Origin of the sequence: Pseudooceanicola endophyticus, assembly GCF_018760365.1 — a bacterium.
In the GTDB taxonomy this organism is placed as follows: Bacteria; Pseudomonadota; Alphaproteobacteria; order Rhodobacterales; family Rhodobacteraceae; genus Pseudooceanicola; species Pseudooceanicola endophyticus.
The window spans coordinates 98,861-115,454 of record NZ_JAHIAB010000001.1 but is presented as its reverse complement, the minus strand read 5'-3'; the positions used below and the strand labels follow the sequence as shown (position 1 = coordinate 115,454).

General features: G+C 67.5%; 16 protein-coding genes and 1 tRNA gene. 10 read left to right on the top strand and 7 right to left on the bottom strand.

The annotated features are described in order from the left end of the window. Nucleotides 1-4: 4 nt before the first annotated feature. The 5 genes from KM176_RS00545 to KM176_RS00525 are packed head-to-tail and all read left to right on the top strand — an operon-like array spanning nt 5 to nt 5,399. On the top strand, nt 5-1,627 hold the full coding sequence (locus KM176_RS00545) for an ABC transporter substrate-binding protein (RefSeq protein WP_160891653.1): 1,623 nt from the start codon (nt 5-7) through the stop codon (nt 1,625-1,627). Between the two features lie 14 nt (nt 1,628-1,641). Further along, nucleotides 1,642-2,655, top strand: coding sequence for an ABC transporter ATP-binding protein (locus tag KM176_RS00540; RefSeq protein WP_160892499.1), 1,014 nt, complete (start codon nt 1,642-1,644; stop codon nt 2,653-2,655). Further along, nucleotides 2,642-3,610 (top strand): ABC transporter ATP-binding protein, encoded by a 969-nt coding sequence (locus KM176_RS00535; RefSeq protein WP_160891651.1) that lies wholly within the window; start codon nt 2,642-2,644, stop codon nt 3,608-3,610. Before KM176_RS00540 ends, KM176_RS00535 begins: the two co-directional genes overlap by 14 nt. Then, on the top strand, nt 3,607-4,530 hold the full coding sequence (locus tag KM176_RS00530) for an ABC transporter permease (RefSeq protein ID WP_160891649.1): 924 nt from the start codon (nt 3,607-3,609) through the stop codon (nt 4,528-4,530). Before KM176_RS00535 ends, KM176_RS00530 begins: the two co-directional genes overlap by 4 nt. Then, complete coding sequence (locus KM176_RS00525; protein ID WP_160891647.1) at nt 4,527-5,399, top strand: ABC transporter permease; 873 nt, start codon at nt 4,527-4,529, stop codon at nt 5,397-5,399. Before KM176_RS00530 ends, KM176_RS00525 begins: the two co-directional genes overlap by 4 nt. 69 nt (nt 5,400-5,468) lie before the next feature. On the opposite strand, the gene KM176_RS00520 is transcribed toward KM176_RS00525, so the two are convergent. Both KM176_RS00520 and KM176_RS00515 read right to left on the bottom strand, forming a co-directional pair. Further along, nucleotides 5,469-5,552 (bottom strand) — tRNA-Tyr (locus KM176_RS00520). Nucleotides 5,553-5,642: 90 nt separating this feature from the next. Further along, nucleotides 5,643-6,887 (bottom strand): acyltransferase family protein, encoded by a 1,245-nt coding sequence (locus tag KM176_RS00515; RefSeq protein WP_160891645.1) that lies wholly within the window; start codon nt 6,885-6,887, stop codon nt 5,643-5,645. A gap of 294 nt (nt 6,888-7,181) precedes the next feature. On the opposite strand from KM176_RS00515, the gene KM176_RS00510 reads away from it, so the two are divergent. Continuing rightward, nucleotides 7,182-7,814: an MSMEG_1061 family FMN-dependent PPOX-type flavoprotein gene (locus tag KM176_RS00510; protein WP_160891643.1), complete on the top strand. Its 633-nt coding sequence runs from the start codon at nt 7,182-7,184 to the stop codon at nt 7,812-7,814. Nucleotides 7,815-7,858: 44 nt separating this feature from the next. Here KM176_RS00510 and KM176_RS00505 read toward each other — a convergent pair whose 3' ends face one another. Continuing rightward, nucleotides 7,859-8,674: a class I SAM-dependent methyltransferase gene (locus KM176_RS00505; RefSeq protein WP_160891641.1), complete on the bottom strand. Its 816-nt coding sequence runs from the start codon at nt 8,672-8,674 to the stop codon at nt 7,859-7,861. A gap of 722 nt (nt 8,675-9,396) precedes the next feature. Between KM176_RS00505 and KM176_RS24770 the strand changes: the two genes are divergently transcribed. Next, nucleotides 9,397-10,197, top strand: a complete 801-nt coding sequence (locus KM176_RS24770; protein WP_236045121.1) for a helix-turn-helix transcriptional regulator — start codon at nt 9,397-9,399, stop codon at nt 10,195-10,197. 251 nt (nt 10,198-10,448) lie between these two features. Then, complete coding sequence (locus tag KM176_RS00495; protein ID WP_236045120.1) at nt 10,449-11,396, top strand: LysR family transcriptional regulator; 948 nt, start codon at nt 10,449-10,451, stop codon at nt 11,394-11,396. A 172-nt stretch (nt 11,397-11,568) separates the two neighbouring features. On the opposite strand, the gene KM176_RS00490 is transcribed toward KM176_RS00495, so the two are convergent. The 4 genes from KM176_RS00490 to KM176_RS00475 all read right to left on the bottom strand — a co-directional run bounded on the left by KM176_RS00490 (nt 11,569) and on the right by KM176_RS00475 (nt 14,404). After that, the gene (locus tag KM176_RS00490; RefSeq protein WP_160891637.1) at nt 11,569-12,270 is read right to left on the bottom strand and encodes a hypothetical protein; all 702 of its coding nucleotides are present in this window, start codon (nt 12,268-12,270) and stop codon (nt 11,569-11,571) included. A gap of 153 nt (nt 12,271-12,423) precedes the next feature. Next, nucleotides 12,424-12,816 (bottom strand): hypothetical protein, encoded by a 393-nt coding sequence (locus KM176_RS00485; RefSeq protein ID WP_160891635.1) that lies wholly within the window; start codon nt 12,814-12,816, stop codon nt 12,424-12,426. Nucleotides 12,817-13,292: 476 nt separating this feature from the next. After that, nucleotides 13,293-13,877, bottom strand: a complete 585-nt coding sequence (locus KM176_RS00480; RefSeq protein WP_160891633.1) for an outer membrane protein — start codon at nt 13,875-13,877, stop codon at nt 13,293-13,295. A 173-nt stretch (nt 13,878-14,050) separates the two neighbouring features. Continuing rightward, nucleotides 14,051-14,404, bottom strand: coding sequence for a cyclophilin-like fold protein (locus KM176_RS00475; protein ID WP_160891631.1), 354 nt, complete (start codon nt 14,402-14,404; stop codon nt 14,051-14,053). A gap of 408 nt (nt 14,405-14,812) precedes the next feature. On the opposite strand from KM176_RS00475, the gene KM176_RS00470 reads away from it, so the two are divergent. After that, complete coding sequence (locus tag KM176_RS00470; RefSeq protein ID WP_160891629.1) at nt 14,813-15,706, top strand: LysR family transcriptional regulator; 894 nt, start codon at nt 14,813-14,815, stop codon at nt 15,704-15,706. Nucleotides 15,707-15,806: 100 nt separating this feature from the next. Further along, nucleotides 15,807-16,580 carry a carboxymuconolactone decarboxylase family protein gene (locus KM176_RS00465; protein ID WP_160891627.1) on the top strand — a complete coding sequence of 258 codons (774 nt, stop codon included), beginning with the start codon at nt 15,807-15,809 and terminating at the stop codon, nt 16,578-16,580. Nucleotides 16,581-16,594 lie beyond the last annotated feature (14 nt).

Sequence of the window (16,594 nt, the reverse complement as noted above, 5' to 3'; positions counted from 1 at the left end):
ACAGATGCTTCTCCTTCCCCGTCGCCGGTTCCTCGGCCTCACGGCCGGTGCTCTGGCCGCCCCCAGCCTTTCCTTCGCCCAGGCCGCAGGCCGTCCCGAAATCACCATCGCCGTGCAGAAACTGGCGACCTCGAACACGCTTGATCCACTGTCGGAGCAATCCAACGTCGGCACCCGCATCATGAATTCCTATCTGGAGTGCCTGATCGGTCAGGACCTGCGCGGCGACCTGTCGCCGATCCCGCGTCTGGCGACCGCCTGGACCCGCATCGACGACAAGACGGTCGAGCTGGACCTGCGCCGTGGCGTGAAATTCCACAACGGGGATGAACTGACCGCCGAGGATGTCGTCTTCACCTTCAGCCCCGACCGCATGATGGGCGACACCACGCCCGAGGGCTGGGACAAGACCATCTCCGTGGTCGAGCGGACCGTGACCGCCCGCACCAAGGAGCTGCCGCCGCAGGTGCCCGCCGTGGCCCGCCGCCTCTGGCCGAGCCTCGTCAAGGTCGAGGCCGTGGGCGATTACAAGGTCCGCTTCATCAACGCGACGCCGGACGTCACGATGGAAGGCCGGATCATGGCGCTCGGCTCGCAGATCATCAGCCGCCGCGCCTTCGAAGAGGCCCCGAGCTGGCTTGATTTCGCCCGCGCCCCGGTCGGCACCGGCCCCTACAAGGTCGAAAAGCTGGATCCCGATACCGAGCTGGTGCTGGTCTCTCATGATGACTACTGGGGTGGCCTGCCGCCGTTGAAACGCATCCGCTTCGTGCAGGTGCCCGAGGCCGCGCAGCGGGTGAACGGCGTGCGCGCCGGCCAGTACGACATGGCCTGCGACCTGACGCCGGACCAGTTCGCCCAGGTCGAAAGCGACACTCGCCTGGAGGTCGTCGGCGGCATCATCAACAACATCCGCGTCACCTGCTTTGACAAGCACGACACCGCGCTGGTCGATCCGCGCGTCCGTCAGGCCATGCTGCATGCCATCGACCGCCAGATGATCGTGGACCAGCTCTGGATGGGCAAGACCGTGGTGCCCAAGGGCGATCAGTTCAAATGGTACGGCGACATGTACCTTTCGGACTGGGCGGCGCCGGAATACGACCCCGCGAAGTCGCGCCAGTTGCTGAAGGAGGCCGGCTACAAGGGCGATGCGATCCCCTACCGCCTGCTGAACGACTACTACACGCTTCAGGTCAACAACGCCCAGGTCATGGTCGAGATGTGGAAGCAGGTCGGTCTGAACGTCGAGATCGAGATGAAGGAAAACTGGTCCCAGGTCTGGGATCCGAACGGCACCCGCGGCGTGCATGACTGGTCCTCGGGCGGGTCGTTCCCCGATCCGGTCGCGACCCAGCCGAACCAGTGGGGGCCGCAGGGCCAGGCGGTGCAGACCGGCGAATACGGCAACGATGAGGTCAACACCCTCTGCGGCGTCCTTCAGACCTCGACCGACAAGGCCGCGCGCCGCAAGGCCTTCCAGCGCATGCTGGTGATCCTGGAACGCGAGGATCCGGCCTATGGCGTGATCAACCAGAACGCCACCTTCACCGCCAAATCGAAGTCGATGGGTTGGCAGGTGTCGCCCTCCTTCGCCATGGACTTCCGTCCTGGCAACTGGAGCTGATCATGGCCCCGTCCATGACCGAAGCAGGAGCGGCGCATCCGCTCCTGCGCTTCGACGATTTCCACGTCCGCTTCCCGCGCGGCCCCGCCGTGCGCGGGATCGACCTGTCGCTGTCGAAGGGCGAGGCCCTGGGCATCGTCGGCGAAAGCGGCTCGGGCAAGTCGGTGACCTGGCTGGCAGCCCTTGGCCTGCTGGGGCCTGCGGCGCAGATCACCGGCTCCGTCCGCTTCGATGATCAGGACCTGCGGACCATGCCGGCAGGGCGCCTGGCACGGCTGCGCGGCGGGCGCATCGCGCTGATTTCCCAGGATCCGATGAGCGCGCTGAACCCGGTGCAGCGGGTCGGCCGCCAGATCGCCGAGGTGCTGCGCCTGCATCGCGGCCTTTCCAAGACCGAGGCGCGGCGCGAGACGATCCGGCTTTTCGATCAGGTCGGCATTCCCGATGCGAGGAACCGCGTCGATCTTTTCCCGCACGAGCTTTCGGGCGGCCAGAACCAGCGGGTGATGATCGCCATGGCGCTGGCCGGCCAGCCCGATCTGCTGGTCGCGGATGAACCCACCACGGCGCTTGATGTCACCATCCAGGCGCAGATCCTGACGCTGCTGGATGATCTGCGGCGCGATCTGGGCATGGCGCTGGTGCTGATCAGCCACGATCTGGCGGTCGTGGGCGAGCTTTGCGACCGCATTTCCGTCTTTTACGCCGGGCGCATCGTCGAAAGCGCGCCGATGGGCCGCCTGCTGCGCGCGCCCGCCCATCCCTATACCGCCGGGCTGATCGCCGCCGCGCCGCGCCTGGGGCGGGGCCGGGGCACGCTGACGCCGATCCCGGGGCAGGTGCCGGACCCCTGGAACATGCCGAAGGGCTGCGCCTTCGCGCCCCGCTGCCTGCATGTCCGCGCCGATTGCACCCATGCACAGCCCGATTTCGCGCCCGTCGCCGGCCATCGCAGCCATCTCTCGGCCTGCGTCCTGTCGACCCCGGCGCAGACCCTGACCCCGGAGCAGACCGATGCCCTTACTTGAACTGCGCTCCGTCAGCCGGACCTATGCGCGCGGCGGCGGCCTGTTCCAGGCGCCGACCCCCGTCCATGCCCTGAGCGATGTGTCGCTTTCCGTCGCGCGCGGAAAGATCCTTGGCATCGTCGGGGAAAGCGGCTGCGGCAAGTCGACCACCGGGCGTATCGCCCTGGGGCTGGAGGCCCCCGATGGCGGAGAGGTGCTGTTTGACGGCGCCCCCATGCCGCCTGAGGGCAGCGCCGCCTGGCGCGCCCTGCGCCGTCGTATGCAACTGGTCTTCCAGGATCCTCTGGGCGCGCTCGACAAGCGCATGTCGGTCGCCGCCCAGATCGCCGAACCGCTTGAGATCCACGCCATCGGCACGCAGGAAACCCGCGCCGCCCGCGTGGCCGAGCTGCTGCGTGCCGTCGGCCTGCGTCCCGATCAGGGCGAAGCCCAGCCGCTGGCCCTCTCGGGCGGGCAGCGCCAGCGCGTCGTGCTGGCCCGCGCCCTTGCGAGCGAACCCGAGCTTCTGGTCTGCGATGAGCCGGTCTCGGCGCTGGACGTGTCGATCCAGGCGCAGGTTGTGAACATCCTGCTGGGGCTGCAACGGCAGCTGAACCTGGCCATGCTGTTCATCAGCCACGACCTGAAGCTGGTGGGCACCATCGCCGACGAGGTGGCGGTGATGTACCTGGGCCGCGTCGTCGAACGCGGCACGCCCGCGCAGCTTTTTGCCGCCCCCCGCCATCCCTATACGCAGGTCCTCGTCAGCTCGATCCCGGACCCGTTCCGCACCACGCCGCGCCCGCGCCTGTCGGGCGAGCCGCCCGATCCTGGCAACCGCCCCTCGGGCTGCGCCTTCCATCCGCGCTGCGCCCGGGCCAGCGAACACTGCCGCCGCACGGACCCGGGGCTGAGCCTGCGTGCCGACGGGCGCGCGGTGGCCTGCCATCACGACCTCCAGGAGACCCCGGCATGACCCGCTTCCTGATCCGGCGCCTGCTGCGCGCCGTGCTGACCATCCTGATCGTGGTGGTGGCGGCCTTCGTGGCGCTGCGCACCACCTCGGATCCCGCCATGGTGATCCTGGGCCCCGATGCCCCGCCCGATGCGCTGGCCGCCTTCCGCAAGGCCTGGGGCCTTGATCAGCCGCTGGTGATCCAGTTCGCCTCCTACGCCTGGCAGATCCTGCACGGAGAGTTCGGCAAGTCGATGCTGGACGGGGCCGACGTGTTGCAGAAGGTCACCGCCCGCGTCGGCGTGACGCTTGAGATCATGGTGCCCGCGCTGATCCTGGGCGTGGTCTTCGGCGTGGCCCTTGGCACCCTTGCGGCGCTGAACCGGGGCCGTTGGCTGGACCGGCTGATGATGTTCGGCGCGGTCGCGGGCTTTTCGGTGCCGGGCTTCGTGCTGGGGCTGGTGCTGGTGCTGATCTTTGCCGTCAACCTGCACTGGCTGCCCTCTGGCGGCAACGACAGCTGGACCTCGGCGCTCTTGCCGGTCTTCACCCTGGCGGTGGGCTGGGCGGCGATCCTGGCGCGCTTCACCCGCTCCGCGATGATCGAGGTGCTGGACCAGCCCTATATCCGTACCGGCTCGGCCAAGGGGCTGCTCTGGCACGAGGTCGTGCTGCGCCACGCGCTGCCCAATGCCTCGATCCCGGTGGTCACCATGGTGGGCTTCATGGTGGGCGGGCTGCTGGCCGGTGCCGTGGTCACCGAAAGCGTCTTCAGCTGGCCGGGTCTGGGGCAGCTCATCGTCACCTCGGTCACCTCGCGCGATGTGTCGGTGGTGCAATGCGTGCTGGTGCTGGTGGCCACGACGATGGTCGTCTCCAACATGCTGGTGGACCTTCTTTACACCTGGCTCGATCCCCGCATGAAGGAGGCCCAGGCATGAGCGCCGATGTCACCCTGAGCCTGCCCGAGCGGCGCCGCCTGCGCCTGCCGGCGATGCCTGCCTCGATCGCGGCGGCAAGCCTGTGGATCCTGCTGATGGTCGCGGTGGCGCTCTGCGCGCACTGGCTGCAACCCTACACGATCACGCAGATGGACCTTTCCGCGCGGCTGCAACCGCCGGTGCTGTTCGGCGGCGCCTGGGCGCATCCGCTGGGCACCGACCAGCTGGGCCGCGACGTGCTGAGCCGGCTGATCGTCTCGATCCGGGTGTCGCTGACGCTGGCCTTCTGCGCGACCCTTCTGGGGGTGGCCTTCGGGGCGCTGATGGGGCTGGCGGCGGCGCATTTCCGTGGCCCGGTAGAGCAGGTCGTGCTGGTGCTGATCGACGTGCAGGCGGCGCTGCCCTTCATCATCCTGGCGCTGTCGGCGCTCGCGTTCTTCGGCAATTCCTGGACGCTGCTGGTCTTCCTGCTGGCCTTCTACGGATGGGAGCGTCACGCCCGCGTGGTGCGCGGCCTTGCGATGGCGGCGAACGGGCAGGGCTACATGATGGCGGTGCGTCAGCTGGGGGCGGGGCCGGGGCGGCTTTATGCCCGTCACCTGCTGCCCAACATCGCCGCCACGCTGGTCGTCTCGGCCACGCTGGCCTTCCCGGAGGTGATCCTGGCGGCCAGCGGGCTGTCCTTCCTGGGCCTTGGCATCCAGCCGCCCAACACCAGCCTTGGCAACATGGTGGGTTACGGGCGCAGCTACCTGAGCACGGCGCCCTGGGTGCTGCTGGCCCCGGCGGTGGTGATCGTGCTGACCACGCTGTCGATCAGTCTGCTCGGGGACTGGCTGCGCGACCAGCTGGACACGTCGGGCCGCTAAGGCGCTTTCGGCGGGCCGAAAAGGCCCGTCGACCCGGCCCCGGGTCCACCACGTTCTGAGAAGGGGAAGTGGTGGGCGACCCTGGAATCGAACCAGGCATGGGTCTCCCCGGCGGAGTTACAGTCCGCTGCCGCACCTTGCAGCTCGTCGCCCTGACCGGCGCCGCAGGGCGCAGATCGTGTTCGCGTCTTTAGAGAGGCTTCCCAACGTTTGCAACCCTTTACCTTAAGGTCGCCTGCAATTTCAGCCCTGGGTGGCCGGACGGGTCCCGGTGGCTGCCGGACCGTGGATGAAACGCCGAGCCAGACGGCTGGATTTCACTGCGGATTGCGCCGGACGTTCGATCCCGCGGTGCAGCACATGGGCCAGCGGCAGGATCAGCGCATAGGCGATGGCAATGGCGATCAGCGACTGCGCCGGGTCCAGGCCGACGCCGGGCTTGTGCCCCACAAGGACCTTGCCGGCCAGCTCTGCCGCCTCCAGAACCAGCGCGTGGCACAGGTAGATCGCATAGGAGATCGTGCCCAGCCACAGCAGCATCCGGCCCGACAGCGCCCGGGCAAAGCGCCCCTCGCGGCGGTCATTCAGCGCCAGGCACAGCAGGAAGGCGGCCATCAGCGGCGGGAAGGCGATGGCATCCCAGCCCAGGTGCATCCCCAGCACGATCAGGGCCAGCAGCCCCACCGAGGTGGTTCCGCGCGCCAGCCAGCGCAGCCGGTCCCCGGCGCGCAGCAGCCGTTGCAACGCCGCCTCGACCAGCATCCCGAGGGAAAACTCGCACAGGCAGCGCAGCACGCCGAAATCTGCGGTGCGGTCCAGCTGGGCGCCGCCGTCCTTGGACAGCAGCACCAGGCCCAGCAGGCAGGCCGCTGCCGACAGCAGCCCGGCGCGCCGGCCCATCCGCGCGCCCGCCAGCACCAGCACCGGGAACAGCAGGTAGGCGAACCATTCCGAGGCGATCGACCAGGAGGGCCAGTTCCAGGCCAGCGCGCTTTCGATGCCGGTGGATTGCAGCAGGCCCAGGCTGACCAGCAGCGCCGACAGGCTCTTGGGGCCTTCAAAGGGGGGCAGGCGGGCCTCGATCAGCCCGTCCTGAAGCGCCAGGCTGCGCAGCACCTCAAGCGCGACGAAGGCCGCCAGCAGGGCCAGGTGCAGCGGGTAGATCCGCGCTAGGCGCGCCACCAGAAACCCCCGGTAGGCCGGGCCGCCGATCCGTTCCGAAAAGCGCTCCCGGTAGACATGGGCCATCACGAAGCCGCTGAGCAGGAAGAAGAAATCGACCCATAGGTAGCTGCGATCGACGAAGTAGGTGACATGTTCCGGGCTGAGCCCCGGCATGAAGCCGCCCGAGAAATGGTAGAAGACGACCAGCAGTGCGGCGATGCCGCGGAAGGCGGTCAGGCTCTGGTAATCCCATTTCTGCGGCGGCCCGCCGGTGACGGTGCCCGCGCCGCTGTCCCGGCCGGGCTGTTCCTGCATCTCGTTCATGCGCTCCGATCCTCATGGCGGGACGGCTGCCCCGCGTCCGAGGAAGAACGATCATGCCCCCGCTGGCTGTTCCATGTTCCGGCACACGGGTCGGCGGGACGGGTGGAACCCCGCCAATGGCCGGCCCGGGGATCGGCGGTTTCCGGCCCGGACGGGCGGTTTTGCCGGGCAGGGGCCCCCGCGCGGGCCGGTTTCGGCGAGGCGGAATGCCGGGATGCAACCAGGGCGCGATGTGCTAGGCTGCGAGCCAGAAGCTGAAGTCCGTCGTCTTCCCGGTCCGAAACGGAGCTGCCCATGACCTTCACGCCGAAGTCCCCCGTCACCAGCCGCGCGGCCCTGCGCGCGATCCTGCCCGAGCCAACCTCGGTCCGGGTGCTGCACAAGGACATGAGCCGCCTGAACGCCCTGGCGCGGGATTTCATCGCGCTCTCGCCCTTCGCGGTGCTCTCGACCCGGGGGGCGGATGGCAGCATCGCAACCTCGCCGCGCGGCGACGCGGCGGGCTTCGTGCGGGTGGCCGATGATCATACCCTGCTGCTGCCCGACCGGCTGGGCAACCAGCGCCTCGACAGTTTCGAGAACATCCTGCGCCATCCCGAGGTTGGCCTGCTGTTCCTGATCCCCGGCCATACCGAGACGCTGCGGGTTTCGGGGCGGGCGCAGATCCTGCGCGACGAGGATATCCGCGCGGCGCTGGCCCATAACGGGCGCCTGCCGGACCTGGCGCTGGCGATCACCGTGGAGCGGGTCTTCATGCATTGCTCCAAGGCCTTCGTGCGCTCGGCCCTCTGGCGGAGCGAGACCTGGCCCGCCCGCCGCAGCGCCCCGACCCTGGCGCAATGGGCCGCCGAGGCTGCCCCGTCCGAGCTGAACCTGACCCAGATCCAGGAGATGCACGACGAGGATGCGCGCACCCGTCTCTATTGATCTGGCCGCAGTGATTTGGCCGCAGTGATCTGGCTGCTGGTGATCTAGCCGCTGGCCTCGGCCATCAGCGCCACCATGCGGCCCCGGGTCGGGCCGCTGCCGCAGTGCTCGGCCAGCGCCTTCGCGACCTCCTTGCGGACCTGCGCCAGCGGCGGATCGCCCCGGCCCTCGATCTCGAGGCGCAGCGGAGAGCCGTAGATCTGTCCGAAGGCGAAATCATCCGCCGTCCCGGCATGGCATTCGCGCTCAGCCCGCTCGAGCGAGACCCGGGTGAAGCCGGCGGCGCGCAGGTCGCGTTCGATCACGGCGGGATCGCCGTAGCCGAAGGGGGTGCGGGCCAGGAACAGCGGCGGGTCGTCCGGGTAAAGCCGGATCAGCGTCTCGACCGCGATGCGGGAAAAGTCGTTTTCCTCCAGCGGCCCCCAGCTGTTGAAAAGGAAACGGCCCTGCGGCCGCAGGACGCGGCGCACCTCGGAAAAGCCCTTCACCCGGTCGGGGAAGAACATCACGCCGAACTGGCAGAAGACCGCGTCGAAACTGTCGTCTTCGAAGGGCAGGGCCAGGGCATTGGCGATCTGCCATTCCATGCCCGGCACCGGGGCGGGGTGATGCATCCGGGCGCGTTCCAGCATCGCCTCGTTCAGGTCGCTGACCACGTAACGGGCGCCCGCTCTCAGCAGTGGCGCCATGGCCCGGGTCACCGCGCCGGTGCCGGCGGCGATCTCGAGCACGGCGGCGGGATCACTGCGGGCGACGCGACGCGCCAGCTCGGCGCCGTAATCGGCAAAGAGCACCGGCACCAGATGGCTGTCATAGATCTCCGGGATGGAGCCTTTGAAGTCGCTGTCGATATCGGGCATGGCGGAACCTCCTCCCTGAGGTGTCCTTAAGGTTTATCTATCATTTCGATAAAGACCTCAATGCGTGTGTTGAAGGCATCGGAAAAGGGGGGAGGGAAAGCAGACCTCGCCGCCCGGCGCCGATCCCGCACCGGCTTAGGCAACCGGAGGGGCCATGGCGCCCGGGCGGCGAGGCGGCGCGCCCTGACACTGGGGATGCCATTCGGGGGCGGGCGCGCCATGGCGACATCGCTTGGGGACCAACTGTTGCTGTCGCCGGCTTCGGAGCGGCTTTCCCGGCGGGCTCCGAATACCTGATACAGTGATGCGGGAAGGACCGGTTTCCCGATAGCTAGAAATTCGGGGGACACCGGCGAATCCACTGCAGGGCCTTGGAGACAGGGCAAAATTCGGATTTTCCCGTTCCGGACCCGGAATTACGCCCCTATTCGGGTACCTATCCTTAAGGATATTTCCCCTTCGTTCAGCGCCCTGAATGGGCATTCGATATGTGTTAAGACAATATTCAAATGTCTGAATTTGAATGCGAATTCCCGAAAGCTTTCACCCGGGGCCCCCTAACCCTTTGGGCAGGTGACAAAGTTTCCCTATCTCGCGGATAGATTAACGTCGATTTCAATTCTGTTAACCTCCTGGTTGTGTCTGGGCGGATGGGGATGCCGGACAAGAGGTGAAGCCCGACGGGCTGCTGCACGCCTCACAATAAGCGAAGGAGACGACCCATGCATGAACCGGATGGATCAGAGCACGGGCTGGCGGGACAGGCGGTCCTCGGACCGGAGGTAGTACCCCAGGTTTCATTCAGTTTCGTTGGCTCGCGACGGTTGTTCTCGGAGGTGGTTCTGCGCACCATCGAGACCGAATTCGCCGGCGTCCGGGCGACACGATGCCCGGATCTGGCGACCTGTTCGCTGGTCTTTGCAAGTCACGGGCAGCCGGGTCACCCGCCGTTGCGGCTGCTGATCGTGGATGAACGCCAGGCGGCCGACCTGGTGCTGTTCGTCAAGCGGCGCGACGCGCTGACTCGGGAAGTGAACCTGGCCATCGCGGTGCGGGAGGACAGCGGCGCGAGCGAGCTGATGGCCCGCTGGGGGGTGCTTCTGTCGGCGGCGGGGGTCAGCATCCTGCCGATGAACCTGCATCTGAACGCCTGGATCCAGGTGATCCGGCTGCTGGACTGCGGCGGGCGCTACCTGCCGACCTGCGTCTATGACGGCGGGCGCCGCGGCGATCCGGGAATGCCGGCGCCGCCCGGCAATGTCGTGGCGCTGCACCAGGCAGAGCCCGCAGCCCCTGAGGCCGGGCCCGATTGCGCGGCCACGGCCGGGGCGGTGGCCCGCCTCACGCCGCGCGAACGCGAGGTGCTGACGCTGGTCGCGGCCGGGCGTCCGAACAAGGTCATCGCCAATGAGCTGTCGGTTTCGGCCCATACGGTCAAGCTGCATATCCACCGGATCATGGCCAAGCTCGGGGTGTCGAACCGCACCGAGGCGGCGATCTGTTTCCATCACAGGGACGGCTAGCCGGGCCGGGGTCCGGGCGCGGCGGAGCGGCTCTGGCGGGTGCCTCCGGCGAGGCTCGGGAATGGCTTTCTTAATTTGTTGTAAATAATCGCGTATCGCCTTATGAGTGTATAGGTTTTCTTCGGGGAACGAAGGCAGGGGACCGGGAAGTGATGTGCGCTGCGCATGCAGCGGGCCCCTGCGCAAGGCGCCGGTGCCCCGGGTCCTTGGAGTTGGCAATGCCCTATTCGAATGCGATCACGATACGGCAAATGGAAGTCCTGAATGCCATCACTGCGGCGGGATCGATGCGCCAGGCCGCAAAGCTTCTGGGGGTGTCTCAGCCGACCGTCTCGGCGCAGCTGGCCAAGCTGGAGGAAGCGGTGGGGGCCGAGCTGGTGCACCGCGACCGTCAGCGGCTCGACGTGCTGACCGCTGCCGGAGAGCTCTGGGCGCGCACCGCGCGCGCCGTGCTCTCGGACCTGGAAGCCGGAACGCACCGCCACCGGGAGCTGTTCGGCCAGCACCGCTACCGCATCCGCTTTGCCACCATGCCGTCGCATTCGGGCCGGGTGCTGGGCTATGCCGCCGCCGAGGCGCGGGCCGATCCGACGATCTCGGAATTTTCGGTCAGCTGGGCGCCCTCCAGCTCCATGCTGATGGAATATCTGGAGATCCGGAAGGCCAACATGGCCCTGATGGCCATGACCAGCGCCCTTTCGGAGATGCCGGCCTTCCGCAGCGAGGTGCTGTACGAGGACCGCATCCTCTGGGCCGTGCCCAAGAGCGTCGATCCTGCCCTGGTGCGCGGCATCATCGATGCCGGCACGCTGCCGACGGTGCTGCCGTCGGCGCTGAGCAACCGGGTGGTGGTGGATGTGCCCCATGAATGGCGTGCGACCAGCGACATCTGGTTCGCAGCCCATCTGCCCGGCGCGGTGCCCTTCTACGTCAGCGACCTGCACCTGGGCGCGGCCGAGATCGTTGCGGCGGGCCTGGGCACCTGCCATGTCTCCATCACGCTGCACAGCAACCTGTCAGAGCGCATCCGGTCCCAGGTGAATTTTTACGACATCGGACGCACCGCCCAGCAGATGGTGCTGGCGACGCCCCGGCACCTGATGACGGTGCCCTCCTATGCCGATTACTTTTCCCGACTGACCGAGGTGCTGCGGGCGCATTACGCCCAGTACCTGATGGATCACCCCTGGAATCAATAGCCGTCAAAAGCTGAATCCTGAGGGTTCCATTTTTCGGCTCGGGGGTGTTCCTTCGAAATGAGGATGTGCAAAAGGATATGGCCCCGGATATCCCGGGGCCATCATCTTTCCGTAATCTGCATTTCCGGAATCGGACCCGCCGCGCGGAAATCCGGCGGCGGGCGTCAGGCTGTCATTTGATCTGGCCCCGGCAATAATCGGCGACCTGGGCGTCGGTATAGGGGGTGCCCCTTTGCCGCTGTGCCAGGATCTTGCCGTCGGAGCGACGCGAGCAGCGCACGTAGCTGGCGATCGGGCGCGGCGTGGCCGGGGTGGCGGCCTGGCGGCTGACCTGCGGGGCAGAGGCCCTCTGGGCGCGGGCGGCCTGGCGGCGTTCGGTGGCCGAGCAGACGCTGTTCGACGGGATCGTGCCGACCTGGCGCAGGGCCACGCAGGCCTCGCTGTCACGCCGGGCGATCATCAGCAGGGCGGCCTGGCCCTGGCCCATCTGTGCCAGCAGGCAGGCCTCGTCGACACGTCCCAGACCGCCAGCGGCTCCGCCTCCGATCAGAGAGATGCCGATGCTGCTGGCCAGCGCGCAGGGATGGCCGGAGCCCATCGAGGGCGGCTGCACCGCCGGGGCGGAACGCACCGTGTATTTCCCGGTGTACTGCTGGCGGGTGGTGATCGTCTCGGGCGTGCTCTGATCGATGTAGATCTGGGCATTGGAATTGGAATTGCCCCCCGTGCCCCCGGACGCATAGGCGCCCGCCGAGCTTTCCACCTGGGCAGAGCTGGCAGAGCTGGACCCGGCATTGCTGGTGGTCGTGGTGGTCTGGGCGGTCGCGGAGACGCTCCAGAGCAGCGAGGTGGCGACGATGGCTGCGACAGTCACGGCTGTGGCAGGGATATCCTTTGTCACGATTTTCATGGTTTCATACTCCCCTCCGAACGCAGAGGTTTTCAAAGAGGCCGGAGCGGTACGTTCGGATACCCACTCCGGCCAGCCCGGGACCGCGCAGGCGGACCCGAGCCCTGACACCATCCGTCAGAAGATGGTGCCAAGCCCCCCGAAGGCGCCGGCAGAGCTGCCGTTCGAGCCGGTGTAGCCGCCCGAGGCGCCTGCGCCACCGAAGCCGAAGGAGCCCGCAACCGAGGTGTTGCTGACGCTGCCCGAGGCATTGGTGGTGGAGCCGGACCCCGACACCGCGCCGCCCGGGCCGATGGCGGTGAAGCCGCCCGCAGCGCCCGAGGACGACAGGTTCATCGAGGTGGTGTTGGATGCGCCCGAGATGCCCCCGAAGGTGCCGGCGCCCGAGCCGCCGCCGAAGCTGGCGCCGCTTTCCGAGCCGGACCAGGAACCGGTGCCAAGCACGGTGTCAGCGGATGCGACGCCGGCGCCGATAAAGAGGGCCGTGGTGGCAAGAATGAGAACTTTCATGATGTGTACCTCCCATTAAGCGGAATGACCGCTTCTCCTTTGAAATGAAACGCGGAACGGCGCTTCGAGATTTAGTTTTATGGGGAGGTATCGGGAAAATAAATTCGGACAAAGTTACAGGGGGCCATTGGCTAATGCCGTAGCGCAATTGGCCGATTTTCGGCGGGGCGGACTAGCCATTTGGCCTATCGGAATGGGGGGGGTGTCATCCTGCCAAAGGCGGATACGCCGGGGCCTTGGGGGGGTATGGAGGCGCCGTGCGGCGGCGCAGCACCCGGAGGGGCCTTAGCCAGGAGGAGGGGGGAGGCCGGGCGGAAACGACAGGAAACACGCTTTTCTCGGGGACGAAAAGCTCCCGGCCTCGGGGGGGGCTTTGGCCTCTCAACCTTAAGCGAACCTTAAAACGGGTCGGAAAATGCGAAAGGGCGCCGCAGTGACGCGGCGCCCTTCCCGAGGGGCTTTCCGGGGATGGTCGTTCAGAACCTGAAGGACCCCCGAAGCTGGATCATCCGCGCATCCACGTCCAGGCCGCTGGTGTCCTGGAAATCGCGGAAACTGTTCATCGTGATCTCGGCGCCGATGCTGAAGTTCTCGTTGATCATGTAGTCGACGCCGGCGCCGTAGGTGAAGCCGTTGTCGGTCTCGTCATCGACCTTCAGCCAGGCCGCGCCCAGCGTGACATAGGGCATGAAGGCGCCGGCATCGTAGCCGATCCGCCCGCGCAGGCGGTACAGGTCGCCATCGTCGTCGGTATTGTCGATGTCGATGCTGTTGTAGTCCAGCTCTCCGCCCAGGACCCACTGGCCCATGTCGTAATCATAGCCGCCGAAGACGCCGTAGGCATTCAGATCCTCGTCGTCGGTCGTGCCCATGTAATCGGCCTCGACCTTGCCGACGCCGGCGGCGACGCCCAGGTAGGGGCCGGTCCAGTCGGCGGTCGGCGCTGCCATGACCGGGGTGGCCACCATCGGGGCCGGTTCCATCTTCGCAGGGCCGTAGGACCCCGCCGCTGCGGCGCCCGCCGCGAGGGCGAAGGCGGAAGTCAGAAAGATCGTTTTCATGTGCCTGTCCTTTGCGTTCGTGAAGTGCTCAACAATTAACACAACCTTAAGGTGATTCGGTGCAAGGGTGGGCATTTTGAAAATTGAATGTGATAAATATGCCAGCCTCCGGCGCGGCCTCAGGCCCGGGAAGGCGCCCTTGGCCGGCCCGGTCGGACCTGAGGCCGGTCGTGTCAAAGGGTGCGTTCGAATCGGACCCTGCCCATCAGGGCCTCAAGCCGGACATCGGTCGGGGCGTCCAGGGCCCCGAGGCGGATCAGCCCCGGCGCAGAGGGGAAATCCCTGTAGAAAATCGCCAGGTTGCCCCAGGGCGCGTAGAGCGTGATATCCCCTCGGGAGGCGGCGTAGCTGTCGGGCGCCGATCCGGTCTTCAGCCGCCGGGGCAGATCCGCCACCTTCTCGATCCCGTGGTAATCGCTGAGGCTGACCTCGAGCGGCAGCAGCGCGGCAAAGGAATGGGCCACGGCAGTGTCGTCCAGCGTGGCCGTCAGCACGATGCTGCCTGCGAGGATGAAAATCGGGATCATCCGCCAACCGCCTCCTGCGCCTGCCGCACGGGGCGGGAGCCGCCACATGGGGATGGCACCATGGGCGGGGTCGATAGCGGATGGGGCGGGGGCGGGCAGGCGTCGGGCATGGGGCGCTCCGGGGGCTCTGGGGGGGCTCTGCCCGGAAGGATGGCCCGGATCCGGCGCCGGGATAATCGCGGATTGTCGCACAGCATTCATGAGGCGCGCTCATGGGCGGTTTCGGCCCCGGGGCCATGACGGCCGTGCCCCGCGCCCCCAGATGGGGTGGGCACCCTGCCGCGCGCCATCCCGGCCAATCCGACAGGACAGTCCGTCGCAACCGCTCTTCCATCGACGTCCGCCCCCGCAATCCGCTATCATCGGGAACCCATCTTGATCGTCCAGACACCAACCCCGGCCAGCCCCATGATCCGCGAGAATATCTCTGACCTGATTGCCTTCGCCGCCGTCGCCGAGGAACGCAGTTTCACCCGTGCGGCAGCCAAGCTGAACGTCTCGCAATCGGCGCTGAGCCACACCATCAAGGCGCTGGAACAGCGGCTTGGCCTGCGTCTGCTGACCCGCACCACCCGCTCTGTCGCGCCGACCCTGGCCGGAGAGGACCTGCTGGCAACCCTCAATCCCTGTTTCGAGATGATCGAGACCCGGCTTCAGGCCCTCAACGACAGCCGGGACGAGCCGGCGGGCACGGTGCGGATCGTGGCGGTGGAATATGCCATCGAAAGCCTGCTCTGGCCCAAGTTGTCGCCGGTGCTGAAGGCCCATCCCGGGGTGAAGGTGGAATTCGTCATGGATTACGGCTTTACCGATCTGGCCGCCGCGCAATGCGACGCGGGCGTGCGCTACGGCGATCAGGTCAGCGAGGGGATGATCGCCATGCGCATCGGCCCGGATGAACGCATGATCTGCGTGGGCAGCCCCGGCTATTACGCCGCTCGTGGCACGCCTGCGACGCCCCAGGCCCTGACCGATCATGCCTGCATCAATCTGCGCCTCTCGACCCATGGCGCGCTCTATGCCTGGGAGTTTGAGGACGCACAGGGCCGGGAGCTGAACATCCGGGTGCAGGGCCAGGCCACCTTCAACACGATCAACCCGGTGATGCGGGCCGCCGTCGACGGCCACGGGCTGGCGCTGATCCCCGAACGGCTGGCACAGCCGCATCTGGACAGCGGCGCCCTGGTGGCCTGCCTTGGCGACTACTGCCCCTCCTTCCCGGGGTTCCACCTGTATTACCCCAGTCGCCAGCGCTCTTCCTCGGCTTTCGACGTGGTGCTGGAGGCGCTGCGCGAAAGCTGATCCATTCATGAGGGCGGATCATGAGTGGGGTGATCATTTCGGGCATTAAGCTTTGCCCCGGAAAAGCCACATCAGGGAAGCAACCGAACAGGAGTTCCCGATGCCCCGCAAGATCACCTCCCTGACCGCGGCCTCCGCCCTGAGCCTGCTGGCGGCGCCCGCCTTTGCCGAGGATCCGCGCAGCACCCTGCCGGGCGCCGTGGCGCAGGTGGCGCCCGCGCTTGCCGCCTATGCCGAGGGCGCGCTGTTCGATGGGGAATGGGCGCAGGCCGCGCTGGCCCCGCGCGACCGGGCGCTGGTCACCTTCGCGACGCTGGTGACCCGGCACGAGGCCGACACCCTTGCCGTCCACGCGGCCCTCGCTCTGGATGCCGGCGTCACACCGGCGGAGCTGTCGGAAACCATCACCCAGCTGGCCTTCTACACCGGCCTTGGCAACGCCACCGCTGCCGCGCAGGCCATCGCGCCGGTCTTCGCCGAACGCGGTATTGCCCCCGAGGATCTGCCCGGTGCCACGCCCGGGCTGCTGCCCCTGAACGAAGCGGCTGAAGCGGCGCGCGAGGCGACCGTTCAGGGCAACTTCGCCAATGTCAGCCCCGGCGTCGTCGCCAATACGCGCGAGGTGCTGTTCCTCGACCTCTGGCGGCGCCCGGGCCTTGCGCCGCGCGACCGCAGCCTGGTCACCGTCGCCGCGCTGATTGCCGCCGGTCAGCCGGCGCAGATGACCTTCCACCTCAACCGCGCCATGGACAACGGGCTGACGCAGGAAGAGGCTGGGGCCATGCTGTCGCACCTTGCCTTCTATGCCGGCTGGCCCCGCGTCTTCTCGGCCCTGCCGGTGGCGAAGCAGGTGTTCGAGGCGCGCACCCCGTGACGGAGACCCGGCGC

Coding starts and splice junctions, on each gene's coding strand:
- KM176_RS00545 (WP_160891653.1), top strand. CDS start 5: ATGCTTCTCCTTCCCCGTCGCCGGTTCCTCGGCCTCACGGCCGGTGCT.
- KM176_RS00540 (WP_160892499.1), top strand. CDS start 1,642: ATGACCGAAGCAGGAGCGGCGCATCCGCTCCTGCGCTTCGACGATTTC.
- KM176_RS00535 (WP_160891651.1), top strand. CDS start 2,642: ATGCCCTTACTTGAACTGCGCTCCGTCAGCCGGACCTATGCGCGCGGC.
- KM176_RS00530 (WP_160891649.1), top strand. CDS start 3,607: ATGACCCGCTTCCTGATCCGGCGCCTGCTGCGCGCCGTGCTGACCATC.
- KM176_RS00525 (WP_160891647.1), top strand. CDS start 4,527: ATGAGCGCCGATGTCACCCTGAGCCTGCCCGAGCGGCGCCGCCTGCGC.
- KM176_RS00515 (WP_160891645.1), bottom strand. CDS start 6,887: ATGAACGAGATGCAGGAACAGCCCGGCCGGGACAGCGGCGCGGGCACC.
- KM176_RS00510 (WP_160891643.1), top strand. CDS start 7,182: ATGACCTTCACGCCGAAGTCCCCCGTCACCAGCCGCGCGGCCCTGCGC.
- KM176_RS00505 (WP_160891641.1), bottom strand. CDS start 8,674: ATGCCCGATATCGACAGCGACTTCAAAGGCTCCATCCCGGAGATCTAT.
- KM176_RS24770 (WP_236045121.1), top strand. CDS start 9,397: ATGCATGAACCGGATGGATCAGAGCACGGGCTGGCGGGACAGGCGGTC.
- KM176_RS00495 (WP_236045120.1), top strand. CDS start 10,449: ATGGAAGTCCTGAATGCCATCACTGCGGCGGGATCGATGCGCCAGGCC.
- KM176_RS00485 (WP_160891635.1), bottom strand. CDS start 12,816: ATGAAAGTTCTCATTCTTGCCACCACGGCCCTCTTTATCGGCGCCGGC.
- KM176_RS00480 (WP_160891633.1), bottom strand. CDS start 13,877: ATGAAAACGATCTTTCTGACTTCCGCCTTCGCCCTCGCGGCGGGCGCC.
- KM176_RS00475 (WP_160891631.1), bottom strand. CDS start 14,404: ATGATCCCGATTTTCATCCTCGCAGGCAGCATCGTGCTGACGGCCACG.
- KM176_RS00470 (WP_160891629.1), top strand. CDS start 14,813: ATGATCCGCGAGAATATCTCTGACCTGATTGCCTTCGCCGCCGTCGCC.
- KM176_RS00465 (WP_160891627.1), top strand. CDS start 15,807: ATGCCCCGCAAGATCACCTCCCTGACCGCGGCCTCCGCCCTGAGCCTG.